General features: G+C 60.2%; 20 protein-coding genes. 12 read left to right on the top strand and 8 right to left on the bottom strand.

Translation table 11 applies throughout. The annotated features are described in order from the left end of the window. Positions 1-9 precede the first annotated feature (9 nt). Positions 10-1,503, bottom strand: coding sequence for a leucyl aminopeptidase (locus J2X43_RS23605; RefSeq protein ID WP_310298147.1), 1,494 nt, complete (start codon positions 1,501-1,503; stop codon positions 10-12). A gap of 166 nt (positions 1,504-1,669) precedes the next feature. Between J2X43_RS23605 and J2X43_RS23600 the strand changes: the two genes are divergently transcribed. The 7 genes from J2X43_RS23600 to rsmA all read left to right on the top strand — a co-directional run bounded on the left by J2X43_RS23600 (position 1,670) and on the right by rsmA (position 10,139). Next, a complete protein-coding gene (locus tag J2X43_RS23600; RefSeq protein WP_405049641.1) occupies positions 1,670-2,440 on the top strand; it encodes a phosphatase PAP2 family protein in 771 nt (256 codons plus the stop codon). Positions 2,441-2,537: 97 nt separating this feature from the next. After that, on the top strand, positions 2,538-3,713 hold the full coding sequence (locus tag J2X43_RS23595; RefSeq protein ID WP_310298140.1) for an LptF/LptG family permease: 1,176 nt from the start codon (positions 2,538-2,540) through the stop codon (positions 3,711-3,713). Continuing rightward, positions 3,710-4,798: an LPS export ABC transporter permease LptG gene (lptG, locus tag J2X43_RS23590; protein WP_112517068.1), complete on the top strand. Its 1,089-nt coding sequence runs from the start codon at positions 3,710-3,712 to the stop codon at positions 4,796-4,798. The genes J2X43_RS23595 and lptG overlap by 4 nt, the downstream gene beginning before the upstream one ends. Then, positions 4,798-7,158 (top strand): LPS-assembly protein LptD, encoded by a 2,361-nt coding sequence (locus J2X43_RS23585; protein WP_310298137.1) that lies wholly within the window; start codon positions 4,798-4,800, stop codon positions 7,156-7,158. Before lptG ends, J2X43_RS23585 begins: the two co-directional genes overlap by 1 nt. 185 nt (positions 7,159-7,343) lie before the next feature. Next, positions 7,344-8,282 carry a peptidylprolyl isomerase gene (locus J2X43_RS23580; protein WP_310298135.1) on the top strand — a complete coding sequence of 313 codons (939 nt, stop codon included), beginning with the start codon at positions 7,344-7,346 and terminating at the stop codon, positions 8,280-8,282. 4 nt (positions 8,283-8,286) lie between these two features. Then, positions 8,287-9,312, top strand: a complete 1,026-nt coding sequence (pdxA, locus tag J2X43_RS23575; RefSeq protein ID WP_310298133.1) for a 4-hydroxythreonine-4-phosphate dehydrogenase PdxA — start codon at positions 8,287-8,289, stop codon at positions 9,310-9,312. After that, entirely contained in the window at positions 9,312-10,139 is an 828-nt protein-coding gene (gene rsmA, locus J2X43_RS23570; protein ID WP_310298127.1) for a 16S rRNA (adenine(1518)-N(6)/adenine(1519)-N(6))-dimethyltransferase RsmA, read from the top strand. The genes pdxA and rsmA overlap by 1 nt, the downstream gene beginning before the upstream one ends. A 213-nt stretch (positions 10,140-10,352) precedes the next feature. On the opposite strand, the gene gmk is transcribed toward rsmA, so the two are convergent. The 7 genes from gmk to fabD form a co-directional block, all read right to left on the bottom strand. Next, complete coding sequence (gmk, locus tag J2X43_RS23565; protein ID WP_112390867.1) at positions 10,353-11,015, bottom strand: guanylate kinase; 663 nt, start codon at positions 11,013-11,015, stop codon at positions 10,353-10,355. A gap of 3 nt (positions 11,016-11,018) precedes the next feature. Beyond that, positions 11,019-11,906: a YicC/YloC family endoribonuclease gene (locus J2X43_RS23560; protein ID WP_310298122.1), complete on the bottom strand. Its 888-nt coding sequence runs from the start codon at positions 11,904-11,906 to the stop codon at positions 11,019-11,021. Between the two features lie 14 nt (positions 11,907-11,920). Continuing rightward, the gene (mltG, locus tag J2X43_RS23555; protein ID WP_112390865.1) at positions 11,921-13,141 is read right to left on the bottom strand and encodes an endolytic transglycosylase MltG; all 1,221 of its coding nucleotides are present in this window, start codon (positions 13,139-13,141) and stop codon (positions 11,921-11,923) included. Between the two features lie 116 nt (positions 13,142-13,257). Continuing rightward, positions 13,258-14,520, bottom strand: coding sequence for a beta-ketoacyl-ACP synthase II (gene fabF / locus J2X43_RS23550; RefSeq protein WP_112537525.1), 1,263 nt, complete (start codon positions 14,518-14,520; stop codon positions 13,258-13,260). Between the two features lie 93 nt (positions 14,521-14,613). Next, complete coding sequence (locus J2X43_RS23545) at positions 14,614-14,850, bottom strand: acyl carrier protein (RefSeq protein ID WP_003502080.1); 237 nt, start codon at positions 14,848-14,850, stop codon at positions 14,614-14,616. A 287-nt stretch (positions 14,851-15,137) separates the two neighbouring features. Further along, entirely contained in the window at positions 15,138-15,875 is a 738-nt protein-coding gene (gene fabG, locus J2X43_RS23540) for a 3-oxoacyl-[acyl-carrier-protein] reductase (RefSeq protein WP_112390863.1), read from the bottom strand. A 30-nt stretch (positions 15,876-15,905) separates the two neighbouring features. Continuing rightward, positions 15,906-16,850 carry an ACP S-malonyltransferase gene (gene fabD, locus J2X43_RS23535; RefSeq protein ID WP_310298117.1) on the bottom strand — a complete coding sequence of 315 codons (945 nt, stop codon included), beginning with the start codon at positions 16,848-16,850 and terminating at the stop codon, positions 15,906-15,908. A 205-nt stretch (positions 16,851-17,055) separates the two neighbouring features. Here fabD and J2X43_RS23530 point away from each other — a divergent pair, with 205 nt between their 5' ends. The 5 genes from J2X43_RS23530 to rplI all read left to right on the top strand — a co-directional run bounded on the left by J2X43_RS23530 (position 17,056) and on the right by rplI (position 20,888). Next, a complete protein-coding gene (locus tag J2X43_RS23530) occupies positions 17,056-18,099 on the top strand; it encodes an aldo/keto reductase (RefSeq protein WP_310298114.1) in 1,044 nt (347 codons plus the stop codon). A 335-nt stretch (positions 18,100-18,434) separates the two neighbouring features. After that, positions 18,435-18,893, top strand: a complete 459-nt coding sequence (gene rpsF, locus J2X43_RS23525; protein ID WP_112390859.1) for a 30S ribosomal protein S6 — start codon at positions 18,435-18,437, stop codon at positions 18,891-18,893. Between the two features lie 12 nt (positions 18,894-18,905). Then, entirely contained in the window at positions 18,906-19,154 is a 249-nt protein-coding gene (gene rpsR, locus J2X43_RS23520; RefSeq protein WP_004680498.1) for a 30S ribosomal protein S18, read from the top strand. A 156-nt stretch (positions 19,155-19,310) separates the two neighbouring features. Continuing rightward, complete coding sequence (locus J2X43_RS23515) at positions 19,311-20,294, top strand: DUF2232 domain-containing protein (RefSeq protein ID WP_310298034.1); 984 nt, start codon at positions 19,311-19,313, stop codon at positions 20,292-20,294. A 15-nt stretch (positions 20,295-20,309) separates the two neighbouring features. Beyond that, entirely contained in the window at positions 20,310-20,888 is a 579-nt protein-coding gene (gene rplI, locus J2X43_RS23510) for a 50S ribosomal protein L9 (RefSeq protein WP_310298031.1), read from the top strand. The last annotated feature ends 33 nt before the right edge of the window (positions 20,889-20,921 follow it).

Below are 20,921 nucleotides of genomic sequence, written 5' to 3'. Positions count from 1 at the left end.
GGCCTGTGATCAGGCCTCGTAGTGATCGCGGACAAGCTGGTCGAGCAGCCGGACGCCGAAGCCGGAGCCCCAGGACTGGTTGATCTCGTCCTGCGGCGAGCCGAGCGCGGTGCCGGCAATATCCAGATGCGCCCACGGGGTTTCCTGCACGAAACGCTTCAGGAAGTGGGCGGCGGTGATCGAACCGGCATAACGGCCGCCGGTGTTCTTCATGTCGGCGAATTTGGAATCGATCATCTTGTCGTAGTCTCGCCCGAGCGGCATGCGCCAGAGCTTCTCGTTGGTCGCGAGACCGGCAGAGGTCAATTGCGCCGAGAGCGTATCGTCGTTCGAAAACAGGCCGGCATGGACATTGCCGAGCGCCACCATGATGGCGCCGGTCAGCGTCGCCAGATTGATCATGAAACGCGGCTTGAAGCGGTCATTGCAATACCAGAGGGCATCGCAAAGCACGAGGCGGCCTTCGGCATCGGTGTTGATGATCTCGATGGTCTGGCCGGACATCGAAGTGACGATGTCGCCCGGGCGCTGGGCGTTGCCATCCGGCATGTTCTCGACCAAGCCGATGATGCCGACGGCGTTGACGTCAGCCTTGCGGGCGGCGAGCACATGCATGAGGCCGATGACGGCGGCGGCACCGCCCATATCACCCTTCATGTCCTCCATGCCGGCAGCCGGCTTGATGGAAATGCCACCGGTGTCGAAGACGACGCCTTTGCCGATGAAGGCGATCGGCCGGTCTTTCGCCTTGCCGCCCTTCCAGTGCATGATGGCGAGGCGCGGCGGGCGAACGGAGCCCTGCGCGACGCCGAGGAGCGCGCCCATGCCAAGCCGCTTCATCTCGCGCTCGGTCAGGATTTCCACTTCGACGCCGAGCTTTTCCAGCTCCTTGGCCTTGGCGGCGAATTCGACCGGACCCAGCACATTCGGCGGCTCGTTGACGAGATCGCGGGCCAGGTTGACGCCTTCGGCAACTGCCTCGGAATCCGCCAGCGCCTTCTTGGCGCCGCTCGCATCCGCGGTGACGATGGTGATCTTCGCCGACTTGCCGTTGGCCTTCTCGTCTTCTTCCGACTTCTTCGTCTTGTAGGTGTCGAAGCTGTAGGCGCGTAGCAGCATGCCGAGCGAGAAGTCGGCGGCGGCTTTTGCAGTGATGGCAGCGCCTGGCGCATCGATGAAGATAGTCGCCTTGTCGGCGCCCTTGATCTTGGCGGCGGCGATGCCGCCGAGCTTCAGCCAATCATGCGACGTCAGGTCCTGCGGCTTGCCGATGCCGATGACGAACAGGCGGTCGGCGGGCGAGCCCTCGGGCGCGACGAGATCGAGCGCCGACATCGCCTTGGCCGAAAACTTGGCAATCTTGGAAGCCTTGGCAATGATGCCGGCCGGATCAGCAATTTCGGCACCGGCTGCCAGTTCGCCATCGCCTGCCTTCAGAAGCACGGCAAGACCGCCGCTGATCTTGGCCGATTTAGCGAATGAAATATCGAATTTAACAGACATGTCTTCTCCCTGCGGATTCGCAAAGGAATCCCGTTTGGCGGCGATCATTCCGGGTTTCAGGGGCGAAAACAAGACGTGATCGGAAGCCCATGGACAAATCCACGCCGCCAAGGCAGAAAGCCACCGCGCCGCAGGAAGGCTCCGAGAACGGAAGACGTTACCAGTGATAGCAGCCCTCAAGACCTATATATCAGACCGGAGAATCGGCTTTCCGCCTGCAGCAACGGACATCTTCGTGGCGCTGTTCTGTCTCTGGTGGGTTCTGCTGATCATCTTCTCGGCATTCCCACAGATCGACCTTGCCACCTCGCGCTATTTCTTCACACCTGCAACCTGCGACGCCACCTCGCAGGCCGGCGATATTTGCGGCGCGTTCATGGCGGCCAATAACTGGTTTCTGAAGAACCTGCGGATAATCTTCTTCCGGCTGCCTTATGTGGTCGCGATCATCCAGCTTTGTATGCTGATCGCCTGCTACACGCAGCATGGCTCGACCTTCAAGGCCGCACGGGCACGCAATCTGAAGATCGCATTGAGCTCGCTGCTGATCGGCCCGGGACTGATCGTCAATGTGATCCTGAAGGAGCATTGGGGCCGCCCTCGCCCTGTGTCCGTGATCGATTTCGGCGGCATGATGGATTTCGTGCGGGCCGGATCCTTTGCGGGAAAATGCGTCAGCAACTGTTCCTTCATCTCCGGCGAAGCGGCGAGCGCCGGATGGCTGCTCTGTCTGCTGATTTTCATCCCGCAACCGGCCAGAACAGGCCTTTTTCTGCCAATACTGGCGATTTCGCTGCTGACACCAGTGATGCGGCTTGCTTTCGGCGGTCATTTCCTCTCCGACATCGTGCTCGGCTGGCTGCTTGCGGTCGTCGTCTTTGCCGGGATCTATGCCTTCACAGATTCGTCACACCGGTCAAAAAATTCTGAAATTTGAATGAATTTTTCAAGCGGACAGGTCGCAAAAGCGAAACAAACATCGTAGATGGATTCCGCTGCAAGGCGCTCGCCTCGCAGACCGACCAAGGGCAGGCATGAAACTTCTCGAGATTTACATATTGCGGCGTGTCGGCCAGATGTTCCTAGTAGCGCTGTTGCCAGTGCTGGCGATCATCTGGACGACTCAGGTGCTGCAACGCGTCAATCTCGTAACCGACAGTGGTCAGTCGGTTGGATCCTTCGCGATGCTCGCGACACTGATCCTTCCCTCGATCATTCCCGTCGTCCTGCCCTTCGCGCTCGTTATCGGCATTACCCAGACGCTGACGACGATGAACAACGATTCCGAACTCACAGTCATCGATGCCGCCGGCGCCAAGCGCAGCATCCTCGTGCGTCCCATTCTGCTGCTCGCCGCGCTGATCAGCGTCTTTTCGTTCTTTGTCGACAACGTCGTCGAGCCGAAGGCCAAGACCGGCGTGCGCCAGATGGTCGCCGAGACCTACGCTGACCTGCTCTCTACAGTCATCGAAGAGAAAAACTTCCGTAAAATCGATGACGGCCTCTTCGTTCAGATCTCCGAACGCCTCGCAGGGCGCGTGTTGCGCGGCCTGTTCGTCGTCGACGAACGCGATCCCGCATTCGACATGATCTATTATGCCCGTGAGGGTGCTGTCGATCCGAGCGGCACGTCGCTGCTGATGAAGGACGGCGAAGTTCAGCGAAAGACGCGTGATGGGAACGTTTCGATCATTCGCTTCGATTCCTATTCATTTGACCTGTCGGATCTGACTGAAAACCGTGGCCAGGCGACGCTGCGCGCCAGTGACCGGGACCTGGGTTACCTGCTCAATCCTGATACGACAGACAAGGATTATATCGCGAGACCAGGAGCTTACACCGCTGAGCTGCACCGGCGCCTGACGGATTGGACGCTGCCTTTCGTCTTCGCCCTGATATCGCTGGTGATTGCCGGCGATGCGCGCTCCCACCGCCAAGCGCGGCTCCACCCGATGATCGGAGCGCTCAGCCTTTCGTTTGCGCTTCGCTGGGCGTCCTTCTACGCGGCAAACGAGATAGATACCCGCCCCACGTTTATCGCCATCCTCTACGGCATTCCGGTCGTCGCCTCGGTGATTTCCATCGTGTTCCTGAACCTTCACGGACGCTTCTCTGTGACCGCGGGCATCGGAGGCGTTTGGCTTTGGATTCGAACGGCCGCATCCTCCTATCTTCCCAGGAAGAATGGAAATTCGGGAGGGAACGCATGATTTTCGGGACACTCGGACGTTATTTCTTTCGCCGCTATATGACGACCACGATCTGGTTCTTCCTCGGCATCATCAGTATCGTCTTCCTGATCGACTTTAGCGAAACGGCGACGAGAATGTCCGGCCTGCCGGGCTATACGGTTGCCAGCGGGCTCGTGATGACGGCTGTGCGACTGCCTCTGCTGCTTCAGCAAACTATTCCCTTTATCGCGCTGTTTGTCGGCATGACAGTTCTGATCGGGTTGAACCGAAAATATGAGCTTGTGGTGACACGTGCCGCCGGCATCTCGGTTTGGCAATTCATGGCACCGTTTGCTGCCGGAGCCCTGCTGCTCGGAGCGTTCACGATCACGGTCATCAATCCCATTGCCGCCTGGGGGCAGCGCCAAGCGGCTTTGCTCGAGACTGATTGGCGCGGGGAGGACAAGATTGCCAGCGCGTCATCGCAGATTCCGTGGATTCGGCAGATCAGCGGCCAAGATGATGTGATCATCGGGGCAAAATCGATTGTCGAGAATGGAACGCTGCTGATGGACGCCGTGCTCGTCCACTTCAATTCCGATGGAGAAGTGATCCTCAGGCAGGACGCGAAATCGGCAAAGTTGGAAGATGGTTACTGGCTTCTTAAGGACGTCATCGAGCGTCGGCCCGGCGAAATCGTGCAGCGTAAGGATACGCTACAACTGCGTACCAATTTGAAGCAGGACTTTGTCAGAGAGCGCCTTACGCCGCCTGAAACCATTGCTTTCTTTGACCTTTCAAACAGAATAGCAATCGCGAAGTCGTTCGGCGTACCGACCAAGGCGCTGGAGACCCAATTCCACTCACTGTTGTCGCAACCGCTGCTGCTGGTGGCGATGACTCTCATTGCTGCAACAGTGTCCCTAAAATTTAGCCGGTTCAACCAATCGAGGTCCGTGATTCTGGGTGGAATCCTCTCAGGCTTCGTGCTTTATGTGCTGACCGTGCTTGTGAAAGCATTTGGAAGCAGCGGAGTCGTACCGCCTTTCGTGGCGGCTTGGATTCCAGTAGTCGTCGCGCTCGCATTCGGTGCAACGATTCTGCTTCATCAGGAGGATGGCTAGTGGCGGCAGGCAACCGCAAGACTTTGAGTAAACAGTTGGTTGCCCTGCTTGCAGGCGCAACTCTGCTTAGCTACTCCGGAAGCATTCCAGAAGTCTTCGCACAGGAAAATCAGGCATCGCAGACGCTCCAGCCAAAGGTTGAAGCTGGTCAAAAGCTTGTGCTTTCGGCCAACGAACTGATTTACAACAAGGACTCGCAGATCGTTTCGGTGATCGGCGGCGTCCAGATCAATTACGCTGGCTACAAGCTTGTGGCCCAGCGCGTCGAATACAACCAGAAGACCGGCCGGATGATGGCGCTGGGCAACATCGAGATGATCAGTCCCGATGGCAACCGGATGTATTCTGACAAGCTCGATGTGACCGACGACTTCGCCAACGGTTTCGTCAACGCGCTGCGTATCGAGACGGCCGACAATACCCGCATCGTGGCCGAAAGCGGCGAGCGCGTCGGCGGCACCGAGATGATTCTCAACAAGGGCGTCTACACGGCCTGCCTTCCATGCGCCGAACAGCCGGACAAGGCGCCATTCTGGCAGGTGAAGGCCCGGCGCGTCATTCAGAACGGCGAAAAGCATACGATCCGCCTTGAACACGCGCGGCTGGAGCTTCTCGGCACGCCGATTGCCTATCTTCCCTGGATCGAAGTTCCAGACAACACGGTCAAGCGCAAGTCGGGCTTCCTGTTCCCGACCATGAGCACATCGGAGAATCTGGGCTTCGGCCTCTCTGTTCCGTATTACTACGTCTTCTCTCCGAGCATGGACGCGACGGTAACTGGCACCGGCTATACGCAGCAGGGCTTCCTGCTCGATACCGAGTTCCGGCAGCGCTTTGAAAACGGCACCCATACGCTTCGGATCGCTGGCATCAATCAGCTGAATCCAGAAAGCTTTACGCCAGGCACCAGCGACCAGCGCAACGATCGCGGCATGATTGGTTCAACTGCGAGCTTCAAGATCAATCCGCGTTGGAGTTTTGGCTGGGACGTCATGTACCAGTCGGACAACAACTTCTCGCGGACATACGAGCTGAAAGGCTATTCAGGATCGACGAAGACCAACCAAGTCTACCTGACCGGTCTTGGGAAGCGCAATTACTTCGATATGCGCGCCTTCTATTTCGACGTGCAAAATTCTGACCCCAAGAGCGAGTCCGAGAAGCAGCAGGCGATCGTCTACCCGACGATGGACTATCACTATGTAGCGCCGCAGCCGCTGGCTGGTGGCGAGTTGTCGCTCGATGTCAACCTGACCAACATCTCGCGCACGCACGACGACTTCTTTGACAACCCTCTCGGCGAGGACCGTTTCTCGCTCAAGGGGCAATACAGCCGCCTGAGTGGCGAACTGGAATGGAAGCGTACTTTCGTGACGCCGGCTGGCGTTCTCATCACACCGTTGCTTGCCGCGCGTGCCGATGCCCTATCCGTGAATATGGATGGTCCCAATTCTATTGCTGGAGCCAATTACGCTGGCGACTTTGACAATGGCAACGCCGCCATGCGTGGAATGGTCACTGCAGGCATCGAGGCGCGCTATCCATTCCTGATCACGACTGCCAACAGCACGCATGTAATCGAGCCGATCGCACAGATTTACGCGCGTCCCGACGAGCCTCTTTCAGGCGCATTTCCGAACGAAGACGCGCAGAGCTTCGTCTTCGACGCAACCAGCCTCTTCGATCGTGACAAATTTTCGGGCTACGACCGTATTGAAGGCGGCACGCGCGCCAATATTGGCTTCCAATATACCGGCTCGTTCGACAACGGCTACAAACTGCATGGCATCTTCGGCCAATCCTATCAGCTGGCCGGCGAGAACTCGTTTGCCAGCCCGGATCTGGTCAATGTCGGCAGTGAGTCCGGCCTAGAGACCGCACGTTCCGACTATGTCGGCCTCGGTGGCATCGAGACGCCACAGGGTTTGGCGCTGGCTGCCTCGTATCGTCTCGACGAAAAAGACCTGTCGTTCCGCCGCGGCGATTTCACCGCCGGCTTCCAGAATGACACATTCCAGAGCCAGTTGATCTACACCCACATCACCGCGCAACCAGACTACGGTCTGTCCAGAGACGCGGATGAAATCCAGACGAAGGCGAGTGTCAAGTTCAAGGACTACTGGTCGATCTTCGGTGGTATCGCCTGGGATCTCAACAATGACGTCATTTCGAAGAAGAGCATCGGCCTCTCCTACGAGGATGAATGCACGATCTTCACGATCGCCTATACCGACAAGCGCGATACCAGCAATGAATCAGCAAGCGATTGGACAATCGGCGCACGGCTGACTTTGCGGACGCTCGGTGACATCAATCTCGGCGATTTCGACAACCCGAATACGAAAATCTATAATAACTAAGACAGATGACGTGGCGGCGAAAGAAAGAGAGCCTTTCTTTCGCCGCAACAGTTTTGCAGGACATTGCCGTCAGCAATTATCTGAGGCATAGGAAAGCATCATTTCTGCTGGAATGACTGTCCGGTTGCCGCGATGGAAGGAAATAGGCGCGCATTGAACTGTGCCGTCTAGGGAAGGGTCGATAGATGTTTGGCGCCAGAAAGGCCGTAACGGCATTGTTTGCAGGCGCTGCGATGTGCATCGCAGCGGCAGCCTACCAGCCCGCTTTTGCAGCGAGCGAAGTCAAGGCCGTCGTCAACGGGACGGCGATCACCAGCGGCGACGTCGCCAAGCGCGTCGCCTTCCTGCGGCTTCAGCATCAGAAGGCGGATGCAAAGACAGCGCAGGAATCCCTGGTCGATGAAACGCTGAAGCGTCAGGAGATCGCTCGCGTCAAAATGTCGGTTTCCAAGGATGACGTCGATCAGTCCTTCGCGCGCTTTGCACAAGGCAACAAGCTGACGGTCGCCCAGTTGACCGATATTCTGACCAAAGCCGGCGTCGGCCCCGATCATTTCAAGCAGTTCATCGCCGTCCAGATGAGCTGGCCACGCTTGGTCAATGCTCGCTACGGCTCTTCGGCCCGCATGTCGAGCAGCGATCTCGTGTCGCGCATGATGGACAACAACAAGCAGAAGCCTGAAACGACAGAATATATGCTGCAGCAGGTGATCTTCGTCGTCCCGCCGGCAAAAAAGGGGATCACGGCGAAGCGCAAGAGCGAGGCGGATGCGTCGCGCGCCAAGTATCCGGGATGCGATCAGGCCAAGGTCTTTGCAGCGACGATGCGTGACGTTTCCGTACGCGATCTCGGCCGCATGCTGGCACCGCAGCTACCGGCTGACTGGAAGCCGCTCATCGAGCAGGCGAAGGGCAACACGACCACGACACGCGTCACTGAGAAGGGCGTCGAGTATCTGGCGATCTGCAGCCAGCGTCAGGTGTCTGATGATACCGCGGCCGAAATGGTGTTCCGCCAGGAAGATCTCGACAAGGCGAAGTCCAACAAGGAATCGCCGACCGACGAGAACGCCAAGAAGTATCTCGACGAACTGCGCTCGAAGGCGCAGATCATTTATCGCTGACACCATGACAGTCCCGTTCTCGCGACCATTGGCGCTGACGCAGGGTGATCCGGCTGGTGTCGGCCCCGATATCACGCTGATGGCGTGGCTGCGCCGCCGCGAACTCGGCCTGGCGCCGTTCTTCTTCATCGGCGATCCAGATGTGCTTGCGGTCCGTGCAAGGCAGCTGGATCTCATTGTGCCTGTCCGCCATGCCGACGCCGCGTCAGCGGCTGAGATATTCGCTGACGCGCTACCGGTGCTTCCGATCCCTGCCGGTGTCGAAGTTGCTGCGGGTGAGCCGCATGTTTCGACGGCCGCCGGAACGATCGCGGCGATCGAGACCGCCGTGTCGCTGACCCAGAAAGGCGAGGCGCTCGGTGTCGTCACCAATCCGATCGCGAAGTCGGTTCTCTACGAAGCAGGCTTCAAGTTTCCCGGGCATACCGAGTTCCTAGCCGATCTCGCCGCACGCGCGACCGGAAAGCTTCTCACGCCCGTCATGATGCTGGCTGGGCCGAAACTGCGCGCCATTCCCGTCACTATCCATATTCCGATCAAGGATGTGCCCCAGGCGCTCACTGGCGAATTGATCGCTGAAACCTGCCGCATCGCCCATGCTGATCTCAGAGACCGCTTCGGCATCGCGCAGCCGCGTCTTGCCGTCGCCGGGCTCAACCCGCATGCAGGCGAGAGCGGGCTGATGGGGCGAGAGGACGAGGACATCATCCATCCGGCGATCCAGCAGCTGCGCTCGGAAGGCATTGACGCCATCGGCCCACTGCCCGCCGATACGATGTTCCACAACGAAGCCCGCGCCCGCTATGACGTCGCTATCTGCATGTACCACGATCAGGCGTTGATCCCGGCCAAGGCGCTCGGCTTCGACGATTCCGTCAACGTCACGCTCGGCCTCCCCTTCGTACGCACGTCGCCCGACCATGGCACCGCCTTCGGTATCGCAGGCAAGGGTATCGCCCGCGAACACAGCCTCGTGGCAGCGCTGAAGCTCGCGGCTCAGCTCGGACGCAATGCCGAGAGCCATCGCTGATGGCTGCACTCGACGGCTTGCCGCCGCTGCGCGACGTGATCCAGCGTCACGGGCTCGATGCCCGCAAGGCGCTCGGCCAGAATTTCCTGCTCGATCTGAACCTAACGCAGAAGGTTGCCCGCACCGCCGGCAACCTCGAGAATGCGACCGTATTCGAGGTCGGCCCCGGGCCTGGTGGCCTGACGCGGGCGATCCTGGCGCTCGGCGCCAAGAAAGTGATCGCCGTCGAGCGCGATCCGCGCTGCCTGCCGGCGCTTGCCGAAATAGCCGATCACTATCCGGGCCGTCTTGAGGTCATGGAAGGCGATGCATTGAAGACCGATTTCGAGGCCATGGCGTCCGGCGGTCCGGTCAAGATCATCGCCAACCTGCCCTACAATGTCGGTACCCAGCTACTGGTGAACTGGCTGCTGCCGAGAAAATGGCCACCGTTCTGGCAATCGCTGACGCTGATGTTCCAGAAGGAGGTCGGCGAGCGGATCGTCGCAACCGAACACGACGATCACTACGGCCGCCTCGGTGTGCTCGCAGGCTGGCGGACGCAGGCACACATGGCCTTCGACATCTCGCCGCAGGCCTTCACGCCGCCGCCGAAGGTGACGTCGACCGTCGTGCATCTGACGCCTCGCGAAAATCCGATCCCCTGCTCCGTCGCCAATCTGGAGCGTGTCACGCATGCTGCCTTCGGCCAGCGCCGCAAGATGCTGCGCCAGAGCTTGAAGCCGATTGGCGGAGAGGCATTGCTGGCCAAGGCCGGCATCGATCCGCAGCGGCGGGCGGAGACGCTTTCGGTGGATGAGTTTTGTTTGTTGGCGAATAGCCTGTAAGGGGACTTTCTACGCCGTCCTCTCATCCCTGCGCCCTTAGGGCTGCGCCTACGGGACTCACAGGGATCCAGCGCGCCCAAGTCCTTGGGGCGCGGGAGACTCTTCTTTTCAGGCTAACGGGTCATTCACCGCGCAGACGCGCGGTGGCTGGATTCCTGTGACGAGCACAGGAATGAGGGAGAGCGGCGCTCAGGCCAAATCAAAACCGTCCCCTCAGAGAACCGGCGTCTCTTCCAGCAGCTTGGTGACGAAATCGAAGACGCCGTGGCCGCGGTCGCGGCGGAGACGCTCGGCTTTGACGATCGACTGCACGGAATCGAAAGCTTTTTCGAGATCGTCGTTGACGATGACATAGTCGTATTCGCGCCAGTGGCCGATTTCGGCGCGGGAATTGGCCAGCCGCTGAGCGATGACTTCTTCGGAATCTTCCGCGCGGCGGTGCAGGCGGGACTGCAGCTCGGTCATGGTCGGCGGCAGGACGAAGATCGAGACGACGTCGGCCGACATCTTTTCTTGCAGCTGCTGGGCGCCCTGCCAGTCGATGTCGAAGAGCATGTCGCGGCCCTCGCCCATTGCCTTTTCGACAGGCTGGCGCGGGGTGCCGTAGAAATTGCCGTGAACCTCGGCCCATTCGAGCAGCGAATCGGAATCGCGCAGCACCTCGAACTCGCGGATGCTGACGAAGCGATAGTGGATGCCCTCGACCTCGCTCGGGCGGCGCTGACGCGTGGTGACGCTGACTGACAGGCCGATCTGGCTATCCTGCGCCAAGAGCGTGCGGGCAATTGTCGATTTACCGGCGCCTGACGGCGACGAGATGACAAGCATCAGGCCGCGGCGTGCGATCTGAATGGGCGACGTTTTCGTCGGTTGCATGGATCACTCCAGATTCTGGACCTGTTCGCGGAACTGGTCGATGACGACTTTCAGTTCAATGCCGGCGGCGGTGACCGCCGAAGCATTCGATTTCGAACAGATCGTATTCGATTCCCGGTTAAATTCCTGTGCAAGGAAATCCAGCTTGCGGCCGACAGGGCCACCTTTTGCCAGCAATTCGCGGGCAGCGGCGACATGCGCCTTGAGCCGGTCGATTTCCTCGCGAAGATCGGCTCGCGTCGCCAGCAATGCGGCTTCCGCGTGAAGCCGGTCGCGGTCGAATGCGGCTGAACTCTCCAGTAGCAGGGAGACCTGCGCCTTCAGCCGCTCGGCGATTTCCTGCGGCGAGCGCGACGGATCGCTCTCGATAGTCCTGGTCAGTGTCTCGATGGTTGAGACATGATCGAGGAGGATGCGCGACAGCGCGGCGCCTTCGTGCTCGCGCATAAGCTTCAGATCGGCAAGGGCGGCAATGAGGCCGTTCATAACCTCAGCGTCGCGCGCCGTGACCGCTTCTTCGCTGTCTTCGGTTTCGCGGAATTCCACGAGACCGCGTATCGACAGCAGCGTATCGAGCTTCAGTGGCGCCGGATCGATGATGCCGGCCAGCTGATCGCGCATCGTCAGGACGGTCGCCAGCGCTTCCTGATTGAGGACGGTCTCGAAGCGGTTCTCTCCGGCAGACACCGAAAGGTTGGCCTGCATGTTGCCGCGGCTGAAGGCCTCGCCCGTCATACGGCGGACATCGACTTCCATCCGCTCGAGGCCAGGCGGCAGGCGCAGGCGCAGGTCGAGACCCTTGCCGTTGACGGACCGCAGCTCCCATGCCCAGCGCCAGCGGCCGCTCGTTCCCTCACGCCGCGCAAAACCGGTCATGGATTGCAAAGCCATCCGAATCTCCGAAATCAGTTGGTTTTCTTTTTCTTCTGGGCGGCAGGCGCATCCGCCTGTGCTTCGGGCTGACCGTCGACGGCGATGTTCGGGTCGGCGCCCTTGTCAGACTCCAGCTTGCGCCAGCGCTTGACGTTGGAATTGTGCTCGTCGAGCGTTGCCGCAAAGACGTGACCGCCCGTGCCGTCGGCGACGAAATAGAGATCCTCGGTCTTCCACGGGTTGGCGACGGCTTCGAGCGCATCACGGCCCGGATTGGCGATCGGCGACGGCGGCAGGCCCTTGATGATGTAGGTGTTGAAGGGTGTGTCCTTCTTCAGGTCCGACTGGTAGATCGGCCGGTCGGCCGGCTTGCCGTCGCCGCCGAAGAGACCGTAGATGATCGTCGGATCGGACTGCAGGCGCATGCCCTTGCCGAGACGGTTGAGGAAGACGGAGGCGACATGGGCGCGCTCATCCGGCACGCCGGTTTCCTTCTCGACGATCGAGGCGAGCGTCACCATCTCTTCCTTGGACTTCAGCTGCACCGAGGGGTCGCGCTTGTCCCAGATCTGGTCGAGCAGCTTCGTCTGCGCCGCTGCCATCTGATCGACGATCTCGCTGCGCTTGGTGCCGCGGGAGAACTTGTAGGTATCGGGGCGCAGGCTGCCTTCGGCCGGCAGCACGGTCGGCAGCTCGCCTTCCAGAACCTGGTCGTCATTCATACGGTTGAACATCTGGCGGACGGTCAGGCCTTCGGGGAAGGAGATCGAATAGAGGATCGACTTGCCAGACTTCAGAAGCTCCATGATGTCGTTCATGGAGGCCTTGGCCTTGATCTCGTATTCACCGGCCTTCAGGCTCTCGCCCTCGTTCAGATGGGTCGCCGTCAGATAGCGGAAGATGCGGGCATCAGAGATGATGTTGTTGCGCTCGAGGTTGCTCGAGATCTCGGAGAGACCGGCGCCGCTGCGAACGATGAAATTGGTGTTGGTTTCGAGAGGACCGGGATCCTGGTAGCTCGAGATCGCGTAATAGAACGCGAAGACGGCCGCCGCGCAGCCGAGCACCACAATGGTCATGACGAAATTCAGGAAGATGACGACCTGGCTACGAGCCTTCTTGGAGCGCTTCGGCGGCTCGGGAACGCGTTCCGGGCGCAGCGCTTCAGTCGGCGATTTCGGAATGATCCGGCCGTTCTGCGCCTGCTGGTCGCCCTGACCCGGCGTTTCGTTCCCTTGGTTCGTGTCGCTCACCCGGCAATCCTCTATATTTGGCCCCGTCTGCTTTTTAAGAAGCAATACGGCAAAAAACAGGTGGGCCGTCTCCACAAGGGGCCGGCCCTGCCTTCGTGCTGTGCCAAAAAGCGCCGTTACGCGCTGTAGCGGCGCAGAACCAGCGATGCATTGGTACCGCCGAATCCGAAGGAATTCGACAGTGCCACATTGATTTCCCGCTGACGAGCCTTGTGCGGCACGAGGTCGATCGCCGTTTCCCGCTCAGGGTTGTCGAGATTGAGCGTCGGCGGCGCGACATTGTCACGGATGGAAAGCGTCGCGAAGATCGCCTCGATGGCACCGGCGGCACCCAGCAGATGGCCGGTCGCCGACTTGGTCGAGGACATCGAGATCTTCGAGGCGGCATTGCCGACCAGCCGCTCGACAGCGCCGAGCTCGATCGTATCGGCCATGGTCGAGGTGCCGTGGGCGTTGATGTAATCGACATCGGCAGGCGTTAGGCCGGCGCGCTTCAGCGCCATGGTCATGCAGCGCTGCGCGCCCTCGCCGTCTTCCGACGGTGCAGTGATGTGATAAGCGTCGCCGGAGAGACCGTAGCCGACGACTTCGGCATAGATCTTGGCGCCGCGCGCGAGCGCATGCTCCAGCTCTTCGAGAACGACGATGCCCGCACCTTCGCCCATGACGAAACCGTCACGGTCCTTGTCGTAAGGGCGCGATGCCTTGGTGGGGCTGTCGTTGTGCTGCGTGGACAGCGCCTTGCAGGCAGCAAAGCCTGCGAGCGAAATGCGGCTGACGGGCGATTCCGTGCCGCCGGCAACCATGACGTCGGCATCGCCGAATGCGATCAGACGGGCAGCATCGCCGATGGCGTGCGCACCGGTCGAGCAGGCGGTGACGACGGAGTGGTTCGGACCGCGCAGCTTGTGGCGGATCGAAACCTGGCCGGACACGAGATTGATCAGACGGCCGGGAATGAAGAAGGGCGAAATGCGGCGCGGACCCTTGTCGCGCAGCGTGTAGCCGGCTTCGACAATGCCTTCGATGCCACCGATGCCGGAGCCGATCAGAACGCCGGTGGCGATCTGGTCTTCGTCGGTCTGCGGATGCCAGTTGGCATCCTTGAGCGCCATGTCGGCGGCCGCCATGCCGTAGATGATGAAGGGATCGACCTTGCGCTGCTCCTTCGGCTCCATCCACTCATCGACGTTGAATGTTCCGTTGGTGCCGTCGCCGACGGGAATGCGGCAGGCGATCTTGGCGGGAAGGTCTTCGACCTCGAATTCGGTCACCAGGCGGGCACCATTTTGACCTTCGAGCAGGCGCTTCCAGGTAATTTCAGTTCCGCATCCCAAGGGTGATACCATGCCGGTACCGGTGATAACGACCCGTCTCATCGAGTGCCCCCGCCTATCGTCTTTCTTTGAGTTGGGCCTAGCCCCAAATAAAAAGGGCGGACTCGTGGCCCGCCCTTTGAAAATCGCTCAGGATTAAGCCTGGGCCTTCTCGATGAACTTGACTGCATCGCCGACCGTCAGGATCGAGTCAGCTGCGTCGTCAGGAATTTCAACGCCGAATTCTTCTTCGAATGCCATGACCAGTTCGACGGTGTCGAGCGAGTCAGCGCCCAGATCGTCGATAAAGCTTGCGCCTTCGACAACCTTGTCGGCATCGACGCCAAGATGATCAATAACAATTTTCTTTACGCGTTCTGCGATATCGCTCATGTCGGTTTCCTCGACCTTATGTCCTGATCAGAGTGCCTTCTGGCACCCCTACCCTGTTTTCAGCCTACCGCGCCTTCTCGACGCGTTCAGCAAACTCGTTGGCCCGGCTTGCGGTGTCCCTGGCTGGCTGAAAGCCTGCCGGTTCGCCTTGTTTCCCGGGACGACTGTTCACAGTCATTGGCCCGCTTAACATGGTTTATGTCTGCCGCAAAGCCAGAAAATCAACCCCGCCAGATTGGTCAACACGCTATTGACGTGAAAAACGCCGGGAGGGCCGGTTTCCCGTTTCAGATCATGGCCATGCCGCCGTTTACGTGCAGCGTCTGGCCCGTCATGTAGCCAGCTTCGTTGGATGCGAGATAAGCGACGGCGGATGCCACTTCGGCGCCCGTACCCATACGCTTCATCGGGATCGCGCCCATGATCGCGTCCTTCTGCTTGTCGTTCAGCTTGCCGGTCATGGCGCTTTCGATGAAGCCCGGCGCAACGCAGTTGACGGTGACGTTGCGCGTGGCGATTTCCTGCGCCAGCGACTTGGTGAAGCCGACCATGCCGGCCTTGGAGGCGCAGTAATTGGCCTGGCCCGGATTGCCTGTCACCCCGACAATCGAGGTGATGTTGATGATGCGGCCGAAGCGGCGGCGCATCATCGGATGCGTCAGCTCGCGGGTCAGCAGGAAGGTCGAGGTCAGGTTGACCTGGATGACGCTGTCCCAGTCCTCATCGCTCATGCGCACGAACAGACCATCCTTGGTGATGCCGGCGTTGTTGACGAGGATATCGACGCCGCCGAGCTCTTCTTCGGCCTTGGCGCCGAGCGCCTTGACTTCGTCGCGGTTCGACAGGTTTGCCGGGAAGATCTTGACCCGATCGCCGAGATCGGCTGCCAGCGCTTCCAGCTTCTCGACGCGCGTGCCGTGCAGGCCGACGATGGCACCCTGCTTGTGAAGGAGGCGGGCGATTTCCTCGCCGATGCCGCCGGATGCGCCTGTGACGAGAGCCTTGCGGCCGGTAAGATCGAGCATGGGGGCGTTCCTTATGTCTGGTGGGGCCGATCAGGCCATGAGGGCGGCGATGGCCGCGTCGATATCGGCGGCCGTGTTGACTGCGATGCCATTGACCGTCTTGTCGATGCGGCGCGCCAGACCCGTCAGCACCTTGCCGGAGCCGAGTTCATAGAGCGTGGTGACATTGTTGGCGGCAAACCATTCCACCGTTTCGCGCCAGCGGACCTGGCCAGTGACCTGCTCGACGAGGAGATTGGCGATCTCGTCTGCGCTGGTGACCGGTGCTGCGCGCACATTGGCGATCACAGGCACGATGGGATCGGACTTCGAAACACCCGCAAGCGCCTCGCGCATCGCATCGGCGGCAGGCGCCATCAGCGTCGAATGGAAGGGAGCAGAGACCGGCAACAGGATGGCGCGCTTGGCGCCCTTTTCGGTGGCGAGCGCTGCCGCCTTTTCGACAGGCGCCTTCTCACCTGAAATCACCAGCTGGCCACCACCATTGTCGTTGGCGATCTGCACCGAACCGAGGGCCGAGGCTTCTTCGCAAACGGCGATCACATCGGCATGTTCGAGGCCGATGATCGCCGCCATGGCGCCGACGCCGACGGGCACGGCGGCCTGCATGGCATTGCCGCGGATGCGCAACAGGCGGGCGGTATCGGCCAGCGAGAACGTGCCGGCGGCGCAGAGAGCGGAATATTCTCCGAGCGAGTGACCGGCGACACAGGAAACCTTCGACTTGAGATCCAGGCCCTTGGCCTGCAGCACGCGGATCACGGCCATGGAGACGGCCATCAGCGCCGGCTGGGCGTTTGCCGTCAGCGTCAGCGTCTCTTCGGGACCTTCGAACATGATGGACGACAGCTTCTCGCCGAGCGCCTCGTCGACTTCATCGAATACCGCACGGGCTTCGGCGAAGTTTTCGGCAAGCTCCTTGCCCATGCCGACAGCCTGACTGCCTTGGCCCGGAAATGTAAAAGCGACCGTCATTTCAATATCCCTATTATGTCATTTGGGCGATTTCGCCTCCAATTGACGTTCTTTCCTGAGGAGTCAATAGCCCGTCCGCGGTCTCCAGAGCCTTTTGCAGGTGCGAGAAACCGGGCTTTTTGCACTTGCGCTCGCTCAATTCCCGCCTAAATTTGCGCCGCCCTCCCGTAGAGTATCCCACTCTCACTGCTTTCAAGGTTTTCCGATGAAGTTCAATACATTAGGCCGTACCGGCATTTCCGTCTCGCAAATCTGCCTGGGCACCATGACCTGGGGCACGCAGAACAGCGAAGAAGAAGCTCATGAGCAGATGAATTACGCTGTCGAAAAAGGCGTAAACTTCTTCGATACGGCCGAACTCTACCCGACGACGCCGCTTTCGGCCGAAACATACGGCCACACCGAGCAATTTATCGGCAGCTGGTTCGAAAAGACCGGCAAGCGCAAGGACGTGGTTCTCGCCACCAAGGTTGCCGGTCATGGCCGCTCCTATATCCGCGGCGGCGAAGGCGCAGATGCCAAGAACATGACGCTCGCCGTCGAAGCCAGCCTCAAGCGGCTGAAGACCGACTATATCGACCTCTACCAGATCCACTGGCCGAACCGCGGCCATTTCCACTTCCGTCAGAACTGGCACTACGACCCCTTCAAGCAGGACCGCGCCAAGGCCGCCGCCAATATTCTGGAGATTCTGGAGACGGCAGGTACGCTGGTGAGGGACGGCAAGGTGCGCGCCATCGGCCTTTCCAACGAGACGACCTGGGGTATCCAGAAATATCTGACGCTCTCGGAGCAGAAGGGCCTGCCGCGCGTCGCCAGCGTCCAGAACGAATACAACCTGCTCTATCGCCATTTCGATCTGGATCTGGCCGAGCTGTCGCATCACGAAGACGTCGGCCTGCTCGCCTATTCGCCACTCGCCGCCGGCATTCTTTCCGGCAAGTACCAGAACGGCGAAAAGCCCTCGGGATCACGTGCTTCGATCAACGGCGACCTCGGCGGCCGCCTGCAGCCGCTGCAGGAAGCGCCGACCAAGGCCTATCTGGAGATCGCCGCCAAGCACGGCCTCGACCCATCGGCCATGGCACTCGCCTTCTGCCTTACCCGCCGTTTCATGGCCTCGGTCATCATCGGCGCGACGACGATGGACCAGCTGAAGATCGATATCGGCGCCACCGACGTGAAGCTTTCGCATGAGGTGCTCGACGAGATCGAGAAGGTGCACCGGCAGTATCCGATGCCGCTGTAAGAAAAGAAGCGAGCCGCGCAATCCTTGCGCGGCTTTTCTCTTTGGTAGAACTGCCATCCAAGCTTTACTCGTTAATTCACCTGTTACCCTTGCCTTCTCCCGAAAAACCCGTATAAGCGCCCCTGTTCGCAAACCCGGTCTTCTGGCTGGTGGCTGAACGGAGGGCCGGTTTCCGCGAGGGAATCGTCGGAACGGAAGCGTTCCAGCCTCCCGTGTCTCCGCTCTCGACCGTCTCGGAAACGCTTTTCTTGCCTGGGTTCGCCCATCAGGAGCAGTCGTTGAGGCTTAGCCGCCGAAGTTCGGGTTGAAACAAACGCAAGAAAGGCAAAGCTGTCATGGCTCTTTATGAACATGTATTCCTTGCCCGGCAGGATATTTCCGCTCAGCAGGTCGACGCCCTCGTAGAACAGTACAAGGGTGTCCTCGAAGCTAACGGTGGTAAAGTCGGGCGCGTCGAAAACTGGGGCCTCAAGTCCCTCACCTACCGCATCAAGAAGAACCGCAAGGCTCACTACGTTCTCGTCGACATCGACGCCCCGGCTGCTGCCGTGCAGGAAATGGAACGTCAGATGCGCATCAGCGAAGACGTCCTGCGCTACATGACGATCGCTGTTGAAAAGCACGAAGAAGGCCCGTCTGCCATGATGCAGAAGCGCGACCGCGACGACCGCGGCCCGCGTGAAGGCGGCGACCGTGGCCCGCGCCGCGACTTCGGCGACCGTCCGCCGCGCCGTGACGGCGACTTCCAGCGTGGCCCGCGTCCGGACCGCGCTCCCCGCGAAGACCGCGCTTAAGGAGATCTGATAATGTCTGAAGCTTCCTCCGCACCGGTTCGTCGCCCGTTCCATCGTCGTCGCAAGACTTGCCCCTTCTCTGGTGCAAACGCTCCGCGCATCGACTACAAGGACGTTCGTCTCCTGCAGCGCTACATTTCCGAGCGCGGCAAGATCGTTCCTTCCCGTATCACGGCTGTTTCGCAGAAGAAGCAGCGCGAACTCGCTCAGGCGATCAAGCGCGCCCGCTTCCTCGGCCTGCTGCCGTACGTCGTCGCCTAATCGGCTGACGCGACCAAATCGAGGGAAGGCAGAAATGCCTTCCCTTCTCCCTTTCGCGATGGGCGCGGATCGGAACTCTTAAAACCCATGTTGAGGTCTTTCTGAAACCGATTCAGAAAAATCCCTCTAACTGCTTGATAAAGCAGGACAGCGATCGTGACCAAACTGAACTCTAAAACGCTATTGATCGGCGCTCTGGCCGGTTTGACCGCCGCACTTCTGGTGCTCGGCGCGAGCGTTCAATTGTCGTTCAGCGCCGTGCTTTACGCCGCTTCCGCACTTCCCATTCTTCTCGTCGGCCTCGGCTGGGGCAATGCCGCCGCCATCTCCGCTGTCGTTACCGCCGGTGTTCTCGGTGCCGTGGCCATCTCGCCGACCTTCGCGCTGATGATGACGCTGGTCACGCTGCTGCCGGCCGGCTGGATCAGCCACCTCGCCAATCTCGCCCGCCCCGCCGCCGAACTTGGCGGCCCAGACAATCTGATGGCCTGGTACCCGCTCTCCGACATCCTGCTGCATCTCTGCGGCCTGGTGACGCTTGCGGTCATCGTCACCGGCTTCATGATCGGCTACGGCCCGGATCTCGTCAGCCAGATGGTCGATACGCTGTTCACCTCCTTTGCCCAGCAACAGCCGGAGCTGAACATCGACGCGGCCGCCGCAGCGCAGACCAAGTCGCTGCTGGTGCTGATGCTGCCTGCCATCCAGGGTTCGATGTGGGTGGTTCTGCTGTTTGCAGCCTATTACATCGCCACCCGGATCGTGAATGCTTCCGGCCGCGCGCTTCGTCCGCGCGAGGACATTCCGTCGGCGCTGCGCATGAACCGCAATTCGATCTTCATCTTCCTCGCCGGTATGGCCGCCACCTTTTTCGGCGGCGTTCCGGCGATGATCGGAGCAACCGTCGTCGGCACGTTCGGCGCCGGCTTCCTGCTCTCCGGCTTCGCCTCGCTGCATTTCCGCACGCGCGGCAAGGACTGGCGCCTGCCAGCGCTGATCCTCTGCTACCTGGCATCGCTTCTCTTGATGCTGCCAGCCTTTTTCATCCTGGTCGTTGGTCTGTCCGATACGCGCAAAGCGATCGCACTGACCCCCAACAAGGATGGTGATGCCCCTAAACCAACAGATTCGAACATCTAAGAAAGGAACTCTAACATGGACGTCATTCTTCTCGAACGCATCTCCAAGCTCGGCCAGATGGGCGAAACCGTCAAGGTTCGCGACGGCTTTGCCCGTAACTACCTGCTGCCGCTCGGCAAGGCGCTGCGCGCCAACGAAGCCAACAAGAAGCGCTTCGAATCCGAGCGTGCGACGCTCGAAGCCCGCAACCTCGAGCGCAAGTCGGAGGCCCAGAAGGTTGCCGACGTTCTCGACGGCAAGTCCTTCATCGTCGTCCGTTCGGCTGGCGAAACCGGCCAGATGTACGGCTCCGTCGCTGCCCGCGACGTCGTTGAAATCCTCGCAGCCGAAGGCTTCAACATCGGCCGCAACCAGGTTCACCTGAACACGCCGATCAAGACGATCGGCCTGCACAAGGTTGAAATCCAGCTTCACGCCGAAGTCGAGATCCACGTCGAACTCAACGTTGCCCGTTCGGCCGAAGAAGCCGAACGCCAGCTCAAGGGCGAGACCCTGACCTCGGTTGACGCGATCTACGGCGTTGACGAAGATGCCCTGCGTCCGGAAGACTTCTTCGATCCGGAAGCTGACGGCGTTGACGAAGACGAAGCATAAGCTTCGCTTCCATCTGCTGATACGGAAAGCCCG

It is taken from the genome of Rhizobium sp. BE258, from assembly GCF_031457345.1.
Classification (GTDB): domain Bacteria; phylum Pseudomonadota; class Alphaproteobacteria; order Rhizobiales; family Rhizobiaceae; genus Rhizobium.
Note: the sequence above shows the minus strand (reverse complement) of the source record. Positions and strands in the feature narration are given on the sequence as shown.